This window comes from Hyunsoonleella jejuensis (assembly GCF_900111025.1).
In the GTDB taxonomy this organism is placed as follows: Bacteria; Bacteroidota; Bacteroidia; order Flavobacteriales; family Flavobacteriaceae; genus Jejuia; species Jejuia jejuensis.
This window is the reverse complement of sequence record NZ_FOFN01000003.1, coordinates 574,299-591,979: the sequence shown is the minus strand read 5'-3', so window position 1 is coordinate 591,979 and position 17,681 is coordinate 574,299. Positions and strand designations below refer to the sequence as shown.

Annotated in this window: 15 protein-coding genes; 10 read left to right on the top strand and 5 right to left on the bottom strand. The window is 34.5% G+C overall.

Annotated features, from left to right (window positions below):
* Nucleotides 1-9 precede the first annotated feature (9 nt).
* Nucleotides 10-423, bottom strand: coding sequence for a hypothetical protein (locus BMY39_RS12425; protein ID WP_092580105.1), 414 nt, complete (start codon nt 421-423; stop codon nt 10-12).
* Between the two features lie 369 nt (nt 424-792).
* On the opposite strand from BMY39_RS12425, the gene BMY39_RS12420 reads away from it, so the two are divergent.
* The gene (locus BMY39_RS12420) at nt 793-1,071 is read left to right on the top strand and encodes a DUF1456 family protein (protein WP_092580103.1); all 279 of its coding nucleotides are present in this window, start codon (nt 793-795) and stop codon (nt 1,069-1,071) included.
* Nucleotides 1,072-1,135: 64 nt separating this feature from the next.
* Here BMY39_RS12420 and sucC read toward each other — a convergent pair whose 3' ends face one another.
* A complete protein-coding gene (sucC, locus tag BMY39_RS12415; protein WP_092580101.1) occupies nt 1,136-2,326 on the bottom strand; it encodes an ADP-forming succinate--CoA ligase subunit beta in 1,191 nt (396 codons plus the stop codon).
* A gap of 209 nt (nt 2,327-2,535) precedes the next feature.
* Here sucC and lysA point away from each other — a divergent pair, with 209 nt between their 5' ends.
* The 9 genes from lysA to BMY39_RS15115 all read left to right on the top strand — a co-directional run bounded on the left by lysA (nt 2,536) and on the right by BMY39_RS15115 (nt 13,753).
* Entirely contained in the window at nt 2,536-3,771 is a 1,236-nt protein-coding gene (gene lysA, locus BMY39_RS12410; protein WP_092580099.1) for a diaminopimelate decarboxylase, read from the top strand.
* 92 nt (nt 3,772-3,863) lie between these two features.
* Nucleotides 3,864-5,753, top strand: a complete 1,890-nt coding sequence (locus tag BMY39_RS12405) for a tetratricopeptide repeat-containing sensor histidine kinase (protein WP_092580097.1) — start codon at nt 3,864-3,866, stop codon at nt 5,751-5,753.
* Complete coding sequence (locus tag BMY39_RS12400) at nt 5,753-6,496, top strand: LytR/AlgR family response regulator transcription factor (protein ID WP_092580095.1); 744 nt, start codon at nt 5,753-5,755, stop codon at nt 6,494-6,496. Before BMY39_RS12405 ends, BMY39_RS12400 begins: the two co-directional genes overlap by 1 nt.
* A gap of 167 nt (nt 6,497-6,663) precedes the next feature.
* The gene (locus tag BMY39_RS12395) at nt 6,664-7,395 is read left to right on the top strand and encodes a hypothetical protein (RefSeq protein ID WP_092580093.1); all 732 of its coding nucleotides are present in this window, start codon (nt 6,664-6,666) and stop codon (nt 7,393-7,395) included.
* Nucleotides 7,396-7,623: 228 nt separating this feature from the next.
* The gene (locus BMY39_RS12390; RefSeq protein WP_092580091.1) at nt 7,624-8,982 is read left to right on the top strand and encodes an MFS transporter; all 1,359 of its coding nucleotides are present in this window, start codon (nt 7,624-7,626) and stop codon (nt 8,980-8,982) included.
* Nucleotides 8,983-9,191: 209 nt separating this feature from the next.
* Nucleotides 9,192-10,373, top strand: coding sequence for an acetyltransferase domain-containing protein (locus BMY39_RS12385; protein WP_092580089.1), 1,182 nt, complete (start codon nt 9,192-9,194; stop codon nt 10,371-10,373).
* 13 nt (nt 10,374-10,386) lie between these two features.
* Entirely contained in the window at nt 10,387-11,805 is a 1,419-nt protein-coding gene (locus BMY39_RS12380) for an amidohydrolase family protein (RefSeq protein ID WP_092580087.1), read from the top strand.
* Nucleotides 11,806-12,045: 240 nt separating this feature from the next.
* On the top strand, nt 12,046-12,774 hold the full coding sequence (locus BMY39_RS12375; protein WP_143064776.1) for a hypothetical protein: 729 nt from the start codon (nt 12,046-12,048) through the stop codon (nt 12,772-12,774).
* A 184-nt stretch (nt 12,775-12,958) separates the two neighbouring features.
* Complete coding sequence (locus tag BMY39_RS15115) at nt 12,959-13,753, top strand: ester cyclase (RefSeq protein ID WP_218141010.1); 795 nt, start codon at nt 12,959-12,961, stop codon at nt 13,751-13,753.
* Nucleotides 13,754-13,812: 59 nt separating this feature from the next.
* Here the strand turns inward: BMY39_RS15115 and BMY39_RS12365 are convergent, their stop codons facing one another.
* The 3 genes from BMY39_RS12365 to glyA all read right to left on the bottom strand — a co-directional run bounded on the left by BMY39_RS12365 (nt 13,813) and on the right by glyA (nt 17,494).
* The gene (locus tag BMY39_RS12365) at nt 13,813-14,367 is read right to left on the bottom strand and encodes a hypothetical protein (protein ID WP_092580083.1); all 555 of its coding nucleotides are present in this window, start codon (nt 14,365-14,367) and stop codon (nt 13,813-13,815) included.
* A 31-nt stretch (nt 14,368-14,398) separates the two neighbouring features.
* A complete protein-coding gene (locus BMY39_RS12360; RefSeq protein WP_092580081.1) occupies nt 14,399-15,805 on the bottom strand; it encodes a M20/M25/M40 family metallo-hydrolase in 1,407 nt (468 codons plus the stop codon).
* Between the two features lie 417 nt (nt 15,806-16,222).
* Nucleotides 16,223-17,494, bottom strand: a complete 1,272-nt coding sequence (gene glyA, locus BMY39_RS12355) for a serine hydroxymethyltransferase (RefSeq protein ID WP_092580079.1) — start codon at nt 17,492-17,494, stop codon at nt 16,223-16,225.
* Nucleotides 17,495-17,681 lie beyond the last annotated feature (187 nt).

Sequence of the window (17,681 nt, the reverse complement as noted above, 5' to 3'; positions counted from 1 at the left end):
CAACATTAATTAGTTATACTGTGTTTTAAAAATATCTATTAAAACATCTGGTGGTACTATTTTATTTGGGAAACTCTCCATTAAATATAATACTTTAGAAATGGATTCATGGCTCAAGCCCATTCGTAATCCAAAATTGTAAAGTTTTATTACTCCTGCAGATGCTGCATTGCTTCCGTGTTCCTGCTCAATATTCATTAGTAACACTAATCTATGGAACTGAACAATTCGTTCGCTATGAGATTTTAAATGTGTATAGTTTATAGGATGATTAATTAAATAATCAAAATCTTCGCGGGAAATATCTAATTGTTTCGCTACTCCAAGCAAGAAGTTGTATTCAATATCCTGTATGTCTTTATCATATTTCGCAAAAGCGATCATTTCAGATAAAAGACTCAATTTTTCAATTCTATTAATCATTCGTTGAGGGTAATAATTTTATAGTATAAATTTACACAGAAAGATATTTTACTAATCGTAGATATAGCACCACTTATCGAAAAACCAATCGTCATTTATCGGCTATTTTATCAGTTTTATCACCAGTGCTTTTTTTTGGTCTAAAAAAAATGCATGTTAACAATTAGACAAAACGTGACTATTTTAATTAAAAACAATTTTAAAAGTTTGATTACTAGTTATTTATATATAGTTTTTCAGTGAAAAATTAAAGTTTTATAAGTCAATTTTTACGGTATCTTTGGAAATAGAAAAAAAACGCTAGAAATAGGTTCTTGCCAAGGTAGAATCGATGAAATGCATTAATACCAACCTTCCAAATTTTTAAGTATGACGAATAATGATATTTTAAAGAAACTAAGAGTAGCCTTGAAGTTAAGGGACGATGATATCGTGAAGATTCTCTCCTTGGTAGATTTTAGAATTTCTAAAAGTGAATTAGGTGCGTTTTTTAGGCGCGAAGACCACCCGAAGTATGTGGAATGTGGTGACCAAATCCTCAGGAACTTTTTAAATGGCTTGGTTATTCATTTGAGAGGACCAATGCCTTCCAAAGAGAAATCGACACCGAGAGGGGAAAATAGAAAACAAAAAAAGAGCAACGATTAAAGTTGCTCTTTTTATTTATATCATTTGAAAATTCCGGAATTTATTACGGTATTTCAGAATGAAGTTAAGATAATACCGCCTGAACCTTATCAGCGGCTTCCTGAAATTCAGTAGCGCTTAAAACGTCCAACCCAGAATTATCTATTAATTCTTTAGCTATATCCGCATTGGTACCTTGTAATCTTACGATAATAGGCACTTCTATATTACCCATGTTTTTATAAGCATCAATTACACCTTGCGCTACACGATCACAACGTACAATACCTCCAAAAATATTTATCAAAATGGCTTTTACAGCTGGGTCTTTTAAAATAATTTTAAACGCAGCCTCTACCCTTGCAGCATCAGCAGTTCCGCCAACATCTAAAAAATTAGCTGGCTCTCCTCCTGCTTGCTTTATCAAATCCATAGTAGCCATTGCTAAACCTGCACCATTCACCATACAGCCCACATTACCATCTAAGTCAACATAATTTAATCCAACTTCCTTAGCTTCAACTTCTATTGGGTTTTCTTCTCTTAGATCCCTTAGATTTACATAATCCTTGTGTCTGTATAACGCATTATCATCTATAGTAACTTTAGCATCAACAGCCATAATCTTATTATCGCTTGTTTTTAACACTGGATTAATTTCAAATAAAGAAGCATCAGACTTTACATAAGCAGTATATAAAGCAGAAACGAATTTTGTCATTTCTTTAAATGCTAAGCCTGAAAGCCCTAAATTAAAAGCTACACGTCTTGCTTGGAAAGGCAACAAACCAACTGCAGGATCTATTTCTTCAGTAAAAATTAAGTGCGGCGTTTCTTCTGCCACGGTTTCAATATCCATTCCACCTTCGGTAGAATACATAATCATATTTCTACCTGTGCCACGGTTTAAAAGTACAGACATATAAAACTCATCTGTCTCACTTTCTCCAGGATAATAAACATCTTCAGCTATCAATACCTGATGCACTTTTTTACCTTCAGCTGAAGTTTGGGGCGTCACAAGATTCATTCCTATAATTTGTCCTGCAATCTCCTCTACTTCATTTAGGTTCTTTGCTAGTTTTACACCACCGCCTTTACCACGTCCACCAGCATGCACTTGAGCTTTTATAACGTGCCAGCTTGTTCCTGTTTCTGAAGTTAACTGTTTTGCAGCAGTTACAGCCTCCTGAGCATTTTGCGCAACTATACCACGTTGAATGCGTACACCAAAATTGCTTAATATTTCTTTTCCTTGATATTCGTGTAAATTCATAATTTGTGCTTTCTTTTTAAGATTAGCAAAAGTAAATAATCACATGTAATAATTCTAATAATTAATGCAGTATTGCCTTTATTTTAAAATTTATCCCTCTTTCTAATTGTTAAATAATTAACACAATGTTTAATTTGTAATAAATTAGTGGTAATTATTATGTTATTTGCAGTAAAGAAATATCTTTGTCCGAAATTATCAAAAAACAGATGGAAAACGCCCAATTATTAAAAATTGCAAACGAGTTTGGAAGTCCCTTGTATGTATATGATGCCGATAAAATTGAATCGCAATATAACAGACTAACTACTGCTTTTAAAGCCGTGAAAAAATTAAAGTTGAATTACGCGGTTAAAGCATTATCCAATATTTCTATATTAAAACTTTTTAAAAATCTGGGAGCGGGCATAGATACCGTTTCTATTCAGGAAGTACAGCTCGGTTTAGCTGCAGGTTTTGAGCCAGAACAAATTATATACACACCCAATGGTGTATCGTTGGATGAGATTGAAAAAGCTGCAAAACTTGGCGTTAAAATAAATATTGATAATTTATCTATTTTAGAACAGTTTGGAACTAAACACCCTAACACTCCTGTTTGTATACGAATAAACCCGCATGTAATGGCGGGTGGAAACGCCAATATCTCTGTGGGGCATATCGATTCTAAATTTGGTATTTCTATTCATCAAATACCTCATTTATTGCGTATTGTAGAAAACACCAAAATGTCTATTAATGGTATTCACATGCATACTGGTAGTGATATTTTAGATATCGACGTATTTTTATACGCCAGCGAAATTCTGTTTGACACTGCTAAAAACTTCAAAAATTTAGAGTTTATTGATTTTGGTTCCGGTTTTAAAGTACCATATAAATCTGGTGATATTGAAACCAACATAGAAGAGTTAGGCGAAAAATTATCGTCTAAATTTAACGCTTTCTGCGCAACATATGGAAAGGATTTAACCTTAGCATTTGAGCCTGGTAAGTTTTTAGTGAGCGAGTCTGGTCATTTTTTAACCAAGGTAAATGCAGTAAAACAAACCACTTCAACAGTTTTTGCACAAGTAGATTCTGGTTTTAACCATTTAATTAGACCAATGTTTTATGGCTCGCACCATGAGATTGATAATATTTCGAACCCCAGCGGTCGAGAGCGCTTCTACTCTGTTGTAGGGTACATATGCGAGACCGATACGTTTGGGAACAATAGACGTATTACCGAAATTAATGAAGGTGATATTTTAAGATTTAAAAATGCAGGTGCTTACTGTTTCTCTATGGCGAGCAACTATAATTCTAGATATAGACCAGCCGAAGTGTTATGGTATAACAACAAAGCGCATTTAATAAGAAAGCGCGAAACTTTTGATGATATTATCCATAATCAAGTTGAAGTTGATTTCTCAAAGAAAAAAGAAAAAGCTTCGGCAGTTTAAAAACAATAAAAGTGTTACTCAAAATAGTAACACTTTTTTTTATATCTTTAAAATCTCCCTGAGTCTCTTAATCCTAACCGTTAAAGACTTATATGATAAAGATTACCCTTTCTACTCTAGTGGCATTTTTTTTAATATGTGCTGTTTACTCTCAATCCAATAATCTCAATCTCGAAAGTGCAAACCTACAACCTATTGATTCTTGTTTATCATGGATGCGCAAAAATGCATATACTGGAAAAGATTTAGATAACTTCCATTCCATAGCACTGCTTACCTTAAACCGTAGCTTAAAGACCAACAACCCCAAGCTTATTGCAGAAGTTCATGAAGAAATTGCAAATTGGCATGGTTATAACGGCACGTTTTCGCCAGATTCTATAGTTCATCATTCAGAAAAAGCACTGGAAAACTATATCAAAATAGAAGATAAAAAGAAAATTGCGGGTACCTACAGAACATTAGCTATAGACTACATGAATGTTCGTAAACTAGATAAAGCTCAAGATGTTCTATTTAAGGCCATACATCTTTATGAAGAACTGGAAGATGAAGCTGGTTTGGGCAGCGCATACAGAACTCTTGGTGTGCTATACGAAGTTATGGAAGAACCTAAAAAGGCTATAGAATATATTAATAAAGCCATTCCAATACTAGAAAAAACTGAAAACTTTGCATCGGTAGCAATTGCCCAATTTAGTTTAATTAAAGGATATGGTGAATTGGGCGAGTTCGAAAAAGCATATAAAGCAGCTGATTACTGCTTAGAAATTGTAAAAACCAAAGCGGCTGAAGAAGTATTCATTCCTGTTAGGGCACATTCATACCGAGGCGAAGTTTATGTAAAAGCTAAAGATTACAATAATGCCTTAAAAGATTTTATAAAGGCTTGGGAATTGTGTACCGCTAATATTGGCGAGGAGCGTTGCGCAACCTACAGAACTGAAATAGGACAGATATATTTACTGCAAAAAGACTACAAAAAAGCCTTAAATCATCTTTCTGCTGGAGTTGAAGCTTATGAAAGTAAAGGGCAAACATCTATTGTTACGCAATATGAGGATTTAGCTAAATGTTATGAAAAACTTGGTGATTTTGAAAATGCACTACTTTATCAAAATAAAGCGCATACCAATACCGTAAATAATCTTGAAGGTAAAATTGAAAACATTAAGGCCGAAACAATTGTAAAATATGAAACCGAGAAAAAGGATGAAGCATTAGCATCTCAAGCTTTATTGTTAGATCAAAAAACAAAAACACAGAGTTTAATCATTGCTGTAGCTCTCCTATTAAGTTTATTACTTTTATCACTATTATACTTTTTTAATAAGAATAAAAAGGCAACAAAAATTATACGCGCTAAAAATGCAGAAAACGAATTGTTACTTAAAGAAATTCATCATCGGGTTAAGAACAATTTAGAAATGGTAAAAAGTCTCATTGCATTACAGTCTGCCAAAATAGAGGACTCGGCAACTAGAGAAGCCATGATTGCCAGTCAAAATAGAGTACAATCTATGGGTATTATTCATCAAAAATTATATCAAGGTGATAACTTGGGCAGTATAGAAATGAAAGATTATTTCTTAAATCTAAGCGAAGGGATTTTAGATACATTTAATGCTGAGGATAAGGTGAAAATTAAATGTGCCATGGACAATTTAAACCTTGATGTTGATACTGCAGTACCTATAGGTTTGATAGTAAATGAGTTATTGACGAATGCTCTTAAATATGCATTTCCCGAAAATGAAAAAGGCGAAATTTCTATAAGTTTAGAAAAATTTGATAGGAATCGCTTAAGACTAAAAGTATCCGATAATGGCATTGGAAAACAAAAGGATATTGCGCCTAAAGGTACAGGATTTGGGTCTCAACTAGTACAATTACTAACCCAACAACTTAATGGTAAAATGACGGAAAAAACAGAAAAAGGTACTTATGTTGAATTTGATTTTCTAATAGATACGGCAGCATAATGAGCGAAAACACCAAAATACTAATTGTTGAAGATGAAATGGTAATTGCTGCAAATATTTCATTACAGCTCACTGAATTGGGCTATGAAATTACTGGCATTGTACCGAGAGGAGAAGACGCATTAAAACAAATTGAGGTAAACACGCCGGATATATTACTTTTAGATATTAATTTAAAAGGCACACTAGACGGGATAGAAACCGCCAAGGCAATGCAAAAAAACCATAATATCCCTATTATTTATTTAACGGCCAATATTGATGATGAACACTTTAATAGGGCAAAAACAACACACCCCTACGGCTTTATTGCTAAACCTTTTAAAAAGCTTGATTTACAACGTACTATAGAATTAACACTAAGTCAAATCTCATCTGAAGAAAAACCAGCTAATAAAATTGAGACTATTTCTGGCGACTCTCTAATATTAAGTGACAGTATTTTTGTTAGGCACCTAAATTCGATGGTAAAAATAAGTATTACTGATGTGCTTTACATTGAAGCAGAACGCAACTATTGTCGCATACACTCAAAAAATAGAGAGTATCTTTTAGTAATGACGCTAAAGGATATGGATGAAAAACTGCCTTCAAAACATTTTCTTCGTGTACATCGTTCTTATATCATTAATATTTCTAAGCTAGATGAAGTTGCCAATAGCCATGTCGTTATCGGAAAAAAAGCAATTCCAATCAGCAAACCCTTAAAAGAAGAGTTGTTAAAACGGTTACAAACAATATAAAATGTTTTCAATTACTACTTTTCTTTTGATAAGGAAATCCTATGCTTCGGATAAAAAAAGAGCCTTTTCGTCCTATGTTACTAGTTTTCTAGATTGGTAATAAGTTACTTGGTTAAAGAATTCTAAACCAGAATTCATTTATCATTAACCATTTAAATATTCTTATTATGAAAAAATCAACCATCCTATTAGCAACCTGTTTAGTGCTAATATTTCAAACTGCATTAGCGCAAGAAGACGAAAGCTTTTTAATGGATTTATCTACCTTCACCATAAAATTTGGTCATAATTCCAATTTTGTAGACGGTGTTAAAAAATGGAACAAGTGCTACAAAGACAATGATGGGAAAGGTAAATGGAATGTATGGCACCGCCAACATGGAAAAACCAACGAATACGTTATGGCTTCAAGACTCAAGAATTGGGCAGAAATGGAAGTGTCAGATGATGCTGGAAAGGCTTGTAGAGCCATTGCTCTAAACTCAGTAATTCCTTTTGTAGAAAGCGTTGAATACACTACTTCAGAATCTATCCCAGAATATAGCAGAAAAACTCCTGCTGAAGACATGGCTCTCGTTTGGGTGTATAACTTTAAAGTTAAAAATAGTACGCTTTTTAATGAGGTTATAAAGGGTATAACTTCTGCAATTAGCAGTAAAGAAGGTGATAAACGCGCCTTTTGGTATCGTAACCTTACAGGTGAAGGCTCAACTTATTTTGTATCTACACCTTTTGCAGGTTATGCCGAACTAGATAAGGAGAACGATGGTGTTTGGAAAGTTTACGAAAGTGTTCATGGAAAATCTAAAACAGAAGAACTTAGAAACAAGTTTAGGGCATCAATGGATAGTTACTCAAGTTATATATACACCTTAGAAAAAGATTTAAGTATGATGTAATCGAGGAACAACTAAACTTAATAACGCTCAACCAACCAACCTGAAATTTCGGAAACACTATGAACTTAATATTCAGATTATGATATGTTACTGGATTAGTGTTTTTGAGATTTCAAATTTACTTCCAAAGTATTAATTAAGGCAACATAACGAAATTCAGTTTTAAACTTTTTAATATCAAATGTAGAGAGCGATAAAAATATATTGCTCCAATAGTTGTACTTTATTATGCTAACACAAAACACAAACATATCTAGAAAGCGTAGCTTAACGTCAAATACAAAACTTCGCTACTTCGCATTTTCTGTGTTATACATCGCCCAAGGCATCCCAGAAGGCATTATATTTTTTGCAATACCAGCGTGGTTAGCCATGAATGGAAAATCGCCATTAGAAATAGCTTCATTCATTGGGATAATAGGAATTCCATGGAGTTTCAAAATTATTTTCGCGCCTTTAATGGACAGGTTTACATATTTGCCTATGGGTAGAAAACGACCTTGGGTAATCTTAGGACAATCTGGATTAATCTTAAGTTTTTTAAGTATTGGCTTTATCCCTAACCCAGTAGATAATTTATATGGGCTTTCCATCATTGGGTTCCTAATTAGTTTTTTTGGAGCATTTCAAGATGTAGCAACTGATGGAATGGCTGTAGATGTTATTCCAGAAAAAGAACAAGCTAGAGCAAATGGTTTAATGTGGGGCTCTAAAACCATTGGTACTTCAGTGTCATTAGTTGTAGGAACGGCCTTAATCAACGCTTTCGGATTTACAACTGCCATATCATCGTTATCGATTGCAGTAGCTTTGATTATGATAGTACCTATTTATTTTACCGAGCGACCAGGAGAAAAAACGATGCCATGGAATAAAGGCGAAGCCAATATTAGCTCTAAACAAACACAACTTAGAAGTTGGTCAAAAATTTTAAAGAGTCTTTACCGAGTTGTAAAATTAAAGGCAAGTTTAGTTTTTGGTATTGCATCCTTTATAATAGGTGTCATGTACGGGCTAATGGACACACTTTTCCCTATTTTTTCTGTTCAAGAATTAGGTTGGACCAATACGGCATTTTCACAAGTATTTTCAATTTCCTCAATAGTTGCCGGTATTTTAGGAATGATTATTGGCGGTTATTTAGTAGACTACTTTGGAAAGATGAAAATGCTACTATTATACCTCACTGTAGTGGCAATATTGATAGCTGCTTTTGGTTTTGTGAGTAATTTTTGGAACAACAATCTTTTTATTTATGTATTTATTGTCGGCTATTACACATTATACACGTTTTTATGTATTGCTGTTTTCGCATCTGCAATGCAATTGTGTTGGAAAACAGTTGCGGCTACACAATTTACACTCTACATGGCACTATCTAATATGGGAAGAGCTGCAGGGGCTACGCTACTAGGTGTACTAAAAACATACTTTATTTGGGAACATGTATTCCTTTTTATAGCTATACCACCATTAATTATGGCCTTATTAATGAAATTTATCTGTTTCGATACCCACAGGAAAAAGGTAGATAGCTTTAGTATTTTAGACCATGTTTTGGTTACACCACAAGTTATTAAAGATTAAAAACAATAGTTATGCAGGCATTACTCTAAAACAGCATCAGTAATAGAAATAAATAGTCTTAAAACATAACGTTTGAAGATATTTGAATTAGTTAATGATAAAAACTATTACTGATATGCCTGCTATTTAAAGTGAATCGCATAGCTTGTTTGACAATGCTTTTTTTACCTTTAAACGATTTCAAACCCACAATAATTCGTAAATAATTTATGTCGATAATAAAATCAACAAGAATAGAATCCATAGACATCCTCCGCGGTTTAGTTATGGTATTAATGGCCTTAGATCATACAAGAGACTATTTTCACTACGGGTCGTTCTTAACGGATCCAACTGATTTAGAAACCACTACGCCAATTTTATTTTTTACCAGATTCATCACCCATTATTGTGCACCCATTTTTATTTTTCTAGCTGGTACATCGGCTTATTTATACGGCTCAAAAAAAACGAAAACACAGTTATTCAAATTTCTAATTACCAGAGGATTTTGGTTAGTTTTTCTCGCTATAGTTGTAAATAATTTTGTTTGGAAATTTGATATCACCTACAGCTTAATTGTTTTACAAGTTATTTGGGCTATTGGTTTATGTATGATACTATTAGCCTTTGCTATTTATATGCCGATTAAAGGTATTTTGGCTTTGGGTATTATTTTGGTTGCAGGTCATAATTTACTTGATAGTATCGTACTGCAAGGCTCAAGCTTTAAATCCATTATATGGTATATCCTACATCAAAGAGAGAGGATTTCATTTGGTGCTCAAACAATTGTTTTCGCCTACCCTATAATACCTTGGTTTGGACTTATAGCTCTTGGTTATTGTTTCGGAACACTCTATAAAAAGGACTTTAATGCTGAAAGAAGAAAAAAATATTTGATTTGGCTTGGTGCATCATGCATCGTACTATTTTTTATTATTAGAGGTATCAATAGTTATGGAGATTTGGTACCATGGTCCGCTCAAGATACAGTAACAAAAACAGTGCTTTCATTTTTTAAGGTGACTAAATATCCGCCATCTTTAGCTTATCTACTCATCACATTGGGGCCTGCTTTATTATTTTTATATGCTATCGAAGGTATAAAAAACAGGATAACAGATTTTCTCTTGGTATTCGGAAGAGTGCCCCTATTCTATTATTTTCTTCATATTATAATAATCCACATATTAGCTATAATTGGTATTTTAATTTTTGGGGGAGATTGGACAAACATGATTCTTACGCGCGATGTTTTCAGAAATGCTAAACTCCTAAACTACGGTTATTCCTTATTTATTGTATATTTAGTTTGGATACTTGTAATTACACTGCTTTATTTCCCTAGTAAATCTTACATGACGTATAAAGCTAAAAACAAGGATAAATGGTGGTTAAGCTATCTTTAGAAACTCTTTAAATATGAAAAAATTAATCTTAGTTATAACTCTAATACTATGCGTTTTAAGAATTACGGCGCAAGAATTCTCTCCTCGGGTGAAACAATTTATTAGTGTTGATACTTCTACGGTAGCCATTAAAAACGTTACAGTTATTGATGGTACAGGCAACGCTATAAAAAAGCGCCAAACCCTAATCATTAAGGATAAAAGTATCCTTGATGTTGGAGATGTTTCAAAATTGAAAATCCCCAAAGATGCGTTGATTATTGATGGCACTGGAAAAACAGTTATTCCAGGATTAGTGATGCTACACGAACATTTATTTTACACAAAATTCTTTGAAAATTGGTTTAGTGTAGGGCAAATGACTTTTACTTTTCCCAGGCTTTATTTGGCAGGTGGTGTTACTACCATGCGAACCGCAGGGAGCATACAACCACAATCGGATTTAAACGTAAAACAATGGATTTCTGAAGGTAAAATGACGGGACCAAAAATGGACGTTACCAGTCCGTTTATAGAACGTGAAGGCCCTCCAATTGCGGAATTAGGTTTTATAAAAGATACCAAAGAAGTTTCTGAAATGGTAAACTACTGGGCAAACAGAGGTGTTACCTCTTTTAAATTGTATAATAATGTTACAAAAGAAGATATGAAGGTCTGTCTTGAAGAAGCCCACAAACGCGGGTTTAAGGTTACAGGGCATTTATGTTCTGTTACTTATGAAGAAGCTTCTAACCTAGGAATAGATAATTTAGAACATGGTTTTATGGCATCCACAGATTTTGATGAAGATAAAGACGAAGATATTTGCGATCCGTTTAATGCTAGAACGTCGTTAACTACTGAACCTGTTGATAGTGATAAAATAAACCGATTAATTGATATTTTAATTAAAAATGGTACTACAATTACAACCACCCCAAATGTTTTTGAACCATATACTAACAGAGAGTTAATTCCTGGCGGTGGTGAAAGTGCGGTAACTCCTGAAGTTTTAAAAGATGTGAAATATATTTATGATAGAAGCATCGGAAAAGATTCCTTAACGCTTGAAAGATTCAATAAAAACCTTATTTGGTTAAAACGCTTTTATGATAAAGGTGGCAAACTAGTCGCGGGAACAGATCCTACAGGTGCAGGAAGAACTGTTGCTGGATACGCCAACCAACGTACCATTGAAATTTTAGTTGAGGCTGGTTTTCCATTAGAAGATGTCATAAAAATTTGTACGCTAAACGGTGCTACTTATTTGGAACAGCAAAATACCATAGGCACCATTGAAGTGGGAAAGCTTGCTGATATTATTTTAATTGATGGCGATTTAAAAACCGATATTAAAAACATACGAAATATGGAAATTGTGTTTAAGGAAGGGGTAGGTTTTAATTCTCAAAAATTATTTGAATCTGTTAAAGGAAAAGTAGGTTTAAACTAGAACAATTTAAGGTGTTCTATCAAATTTAGTGATTTCTATTGTTGTCCTATTCATGAAAACATTCAACAAACCTTTGTAATTCTAAAAAAAACATTATATTTAAAAAGCAGATTTTAAAAAATCGTATCAATTCATCTCTCTCAAGTAGCAAGAATTTTAATAGTAATGCCCTGAATTAATATTTTAAACCTGTGTTGGAATAGTTCCAACATCTTATATATTAATTTAAACCAACCAATTATGAGAAAACTATTGCTATTATTTTTACTAATGCCCCTATTTATTTTTTCACAAAATGACGATTCGTTTTTATTAACACTTTCAGAAATCACCGTAAAACCAGGTCATAACTCACAGTTTATCGCGGGAGTTAAAGCATGGAAAGAATGCTACATAAACAATGAAGGTGAGGACAATTGGAACATGTGGAGTCGTGTTCAAGGAGAAGGAACAGTTTATACAATTTCAGGCAGGATGGCCAATTGGGCCGAAATGGATGAAGATGGTGATAAGGCTGGAAAAGAGTGTAGAATGATTGTAGTAAATCTAATAATGCCTCATGTTAAAAGCTCCCATTTTAACATTGCCAGATCTGTCCCGAATGTAAGTAGAAAAGCTGCTTTCCCGGAAGACACTGAATTAGTTTGGGTTTGGAACGTAAAAACTAACTACGCTTCAGATTTTAGAGAATGTATTAAAGAAATATCCTCAACCATTGAAAAAGCTGAAGGAGACCGACGAGGCTATTGGTACAGTGTAATAGGCGGAGCGCCAGAGGTAGCCGATTATTTTATAAGCGTTCCTTATAAAAATTTTGCTGAATTAGATAAAGATGAAGAGGGGGTTTGGGATGTATATGAAAAAACCCATGGAAAGAAAAAAACAGATGCACTAAGAGCCAAATTGAAGGCATCTATTTCCTCGGATTGGTCTTACATGTATAGACTTAATAAAGAACTGTCTAATTAATATTTAAAAGATTAAGATATAAAAGAGTCCGTCTTCAAAGACGGACTTCTTCGCATAAATACAGCATAAAAATACTAACCACTAAAACCAAACACCAATGAAAAGCTTTCTAAAATTTTTTCTGTCGCTATTATTGCTTAGTTCAATGTCATGTAAAGACGCTCAACTAGAAAAAAACATAACTATGTATTCCAATGTTTGGGATGAAATTATAAATAACGGAGATCTTGATTTGATTAACGACACTAATTTTGATCCGAATATCACACTTGTTTCAAGCCCTGAAAACGTTGTGGGTATCGAAAACTTTAAATCTTATTATTCTAATTTTACAACGGGTTTTTCCGATGTTGAATTTACCATCGAAAACATATTTGGCCAAGGCAATGATATGGTTAAGCACTGGCATTTTAAAGGTAAAAATACTGGTGAATTTTTTGGTATGCCAGCAACAAACAAAGACGTTGATCTTACCGGTGTTACCATAGTTAAAATGAAGGATGGCAGAATTGCCCAAGAACAAGATTTTATGGATAATCTAGAGTTTATGGGACAGCTAGGAATCGATCCTTTTTTAAATCCTGATAATACGGCTATTATTCAAAAACTTTATGCCGATTTTGCGGCGGGTAATATAGATGCGGTTGGAGCTATAATGGATGAAAATTTAATTTGGAATGAAGCCGAAAATTTTCCCTTCGCAGATGGCAATCCGTATAAAGGCTTTAAAGCTGTATTAGAAGGTGTTTTTTCAAGAATAATGAGTGATTGGGAATATTGGAAACTCTCCGATTTGGAATACCATGAAATGACTAACAACAAGGTTTTGGTTACTGGACGGTATGATGCTAAATACAAGAAGAACGGAGCCAAAATGAACTTACAGATGGCACATTTATGGACTATTAAAGATGGTAAAGTAGTATCATTTCAGCAATTTGCAGACACTAAAGGTATTGCTGATGTAATGAAGAAATAGTTTCCGCTTTACGCTTTATACCATTTTTTTAACTTGTTTTAGGAATTGAGGGCTTAAAACTAATCCCTCAATTTTCCAGTAAACACACTTACCTTTGAATTAAAAGGATTTCCTGAAGCACGTCGCAGCATCACGATTTGTCCACAGTGCCATAGTGCATCCGCAATTGGGCCATTAATAACGTTCCAAAATGGATATCTGTTGTTATCAAACTTAGAAATATCCTCTGTAGCTCTCAATATATCGGATGCTGTTTTAAAATTCAATAAGGTTTGTTTGCGTTTCTCCTCAAAAGTCATTTCTTCACCATCTACGGCTTTAAAATCTTTGATAATTGAGCTTAAAATAAAGTTTGACAAACCATACAAATGCTCAATAGTGTCTTCAGAAGTTCTACCTGAGGTACTGGCTTTATATGCTAAATCCTCAGGTCGTAATCCCTCTGTAGCCCAATAATATCGAAAGCCCAAGCCATCTATCATTCTAGATACTACCGTTCCAGCTGTATAGCTTTCAGCAGCTTCTGGTATTTCGTAGTATGGTAATTCGCCTGTATCTTGAGCCATAATTGTTTTACTAAAACTTAATATCAATACTAAAGTTAATAATCTCATATGCTATTTCTATTCTAAAGTTCAACTATAATTAATTCTTAATTCGGTTTGGATTATTAATAGGATTTACACCATACGTATCGTATAGGTATACCAAAGCGGTCATCGTCGCAGCACCTAATTCTAGTTCTCTTTTGTTTACAGCATCAAAAGTATCGTTGCTCGCATGGTGATGGTCAAAGTATCGCTGCGAATCTGGTCGTAATCCTGCCAATACATTTCCAGTACTTTTTAACGGACCAACATCTGCGCCACTGCCACCCTTTTCAAAATAGTGAATTAAATAGGGTTTAAATAAATGTTTCCATCCTAAAATCTGGTTGAAATTCGCGTCATTGCAATCAAAAGAAAATCCTCTAGGTGTAAATCCACCAGCATCACTCTCTAAAGCAAAAATATGATTCTCACCTTTTGCTTTGGCTTCTGCTGCATATTTTTTACCACCTCGTAATCCGTTTTCCTCATTCATAAACAGCACTACTCGTATCGTACGCTTAGGTTTAATATTCATTACTTTCAGCAAACGTAGTACTTCCATAGACTGTACCACACCTGCCCCATCGTCGTGCGAACCATCGCCTAAATCCCAAGAATCTAAATGACCACCAACTATGATGTATTCATCTGGGAATTCACTGCCTTTTATTTCCCCAATGACATTATAAGATAGTACATCTTTTAGTTGCTTACAATGTTGACGAAAGTAAAATTTAGTATCTGTATCCAATTTTAGCATACTGCTTAACAACTCCGCATCGTTGGTACTTATAGCTGCCGATGGAATACGTTTATCGTTTGGTAAATTGTCATACGTCATGCTGCCAGTATGCGGCAAATCGTCTAAACGTAAATTCATAGAACGTACAATAACTCCCGCTGCTCCATATTTTGCCGCCTCTACAGCACCTTTATAACGTTGATTAACACAACCGCCATACGCTTGAAAGGTTTGAATTAAATCTGCCTGCATGGGTCGATTGTAAAACACAATCTTACCTTTTATATTCTCCTCACCAAGAGCTGCTAACTCTTCAAAATTTTGAACTTCTACAACAGACGCTTTGACCCCTAATCCAGGAGTAGCAACAGAACCACCTAAGGCACAAATATTTACAGTAGTGGTTGTGCCTTCTGCAGTTTCAATATACCCATACTCCTTTGAGCCTCTCACCCATTTTGGTACCATAACTGGTTGTAGCCACACTTTGGTCAACCCTAGTTTTTCTAGTTCCTCCTTCGTATATTCAACGGCGCGCTCCGCATTGTAAGAGCCTGATAAACGCCCACCGATTTGATTGGATAAATAATCTAACCATTGGTAACTATTACCGTTGGTTAAGGACGTTTTGTAAATGTCTTTAATAATGGCTTCATCGGTTTGTGCTTTTAGCTGTAATGCTGTGAAAAAAACTAGGAAACCTATGGTAAGTAATCGCATATCATTTTTTGGTTAAATATAGGAGTATTGAAGTTTGATATCCTAAAATAAATCTTAAAATTTAGATTTAGAAATTAATAGAGTTTATCAGAAAAATGGATAAATTCGTTTAACGTTGGATATAAGTGGTTACAACGACGCATATCCATAAAAATAGTTAAACGAACCTCTCAAAAAAAACCTCTTTAAATTTTAAAACATAAGCCAGCAAATAAGCGCGTTAGGGATTGAGGCATTTGTTGAAGCTCCCCGACGCAGGAGGGAGCGACTGCCGAAAGCCCGACCACTTGCACTGAGCTTGTCGAAGTGTTGTGGTAACGCCATAAAAAATCCCACACAAGGCGGGATTTTCAAATTTTATAGATGCTGAGATACTGAGATGCTGAAACGAGTTCAGCATGACAACTTTATTATAAATTATACAAACAAAGGTTTGTCCTTCATCATGGCATTTACTCGTGCTTTTACTGATTCTAAAACGGTTTCGTCATCAAAGTTTGTAATCACTTCATCGATTAACTCTACAATGGCAACCATATCGTCTTCTTTACATCCACGCGTAGTGATGGCGGCTGTACCTAAGCGAATTCCAGAGGTTACAAACGGGGATTTATCATCAAAAGGCACCATATTTTTATTAGCAGTAATATCTGCTTTTACCAAAGCTTGTTCTGCGTCTTTTCCAGATACGTCTTTATTTCTGAGGTCGATAAGCATCATGTGGTTGTCTGTTCCACCAGAAATAATATGATAGTCTTTAGCTACCAATGCTTCGGCCATAGCTGACGCATTCTTTTTTACTTGCAATTGGTAGTTTAAGAAATCATCGGTTAACGCCTCGCCAAATGCAATAGCTTTTGCTGCAATAATATGCTCTAAAGGTCCTCCTTGATTTCCTGGGAATACCGCAGAATCTAACAACGACGACATTTTTCTAAGATTACCGTTCTTTAATTTTAGTCCGAATGGGTTATCAAAATCTTTCCCCATCATAATCATACCGCCTCTTGGACCTCTTAGGGTTTTATGCGTTGTGGTGGTTACCACATGACAATGTGGAAGCGGATCATTCAAAATACCTTTAGCAATCAATCCAGAAGGATGCGAAATATCAGCCAATAAAATAGCACCAACGCTATCGGCGATTTCTCTAAAGCGCTTAAAATCAATATCTCTTGAATATGCAGACGCTCCGGCAATAATAAGTTTTGGTTGCTCTTTAGTGGCAATCTCTTGAATTTTATCGTAGTTCAACACTCCAGTTTCTTTTTCAACACCATAAAATACAGGATTGTATAAACGTCCTGAAAAGTTTACGGGAGAACCATGTGTTAAATGCCCACCGTGAGACAAATCAAAACCTAAAATGGTATCGCCTGGTTTTATACATGCGTGGTACACTGCAGTATTAGCTTGACTTCCAGAGTGTGGTTGCACATTTACATATTCCGCATTAAACAAGGTTTTGGCTCGGTCTATGGCAATTTGCTCTACCTCATCAACCACTTCACAACCGCCATAATAACGCTTTCCGGGATACCCTTCGGCGTATTTATTGGTTAATACAGAACCTGCAGCTTCCATTACCTGTTCGCTTACAAAATTCTCAGATGCAATAAGTTCAATACCGTGTAGCTGGCGTTCTTTTTCAGCTTGTATAAGTTCAAAAATTTGTTCGTCGCGTTGCATAAAATTAAATTGTCGTTAAATAATTGCGCAAAAATAACAAATACGGGACTTAAAAACATCAAAATACATATATTTACTTATCAAGTTATACACCGATTTATTAACCTTACAAGCGAATTTAGATTTTCTTGATTTTTTTCTTTTTAAATAAAAAAATTATGTAGGTTTGATAAGCGAATAAAAAAAG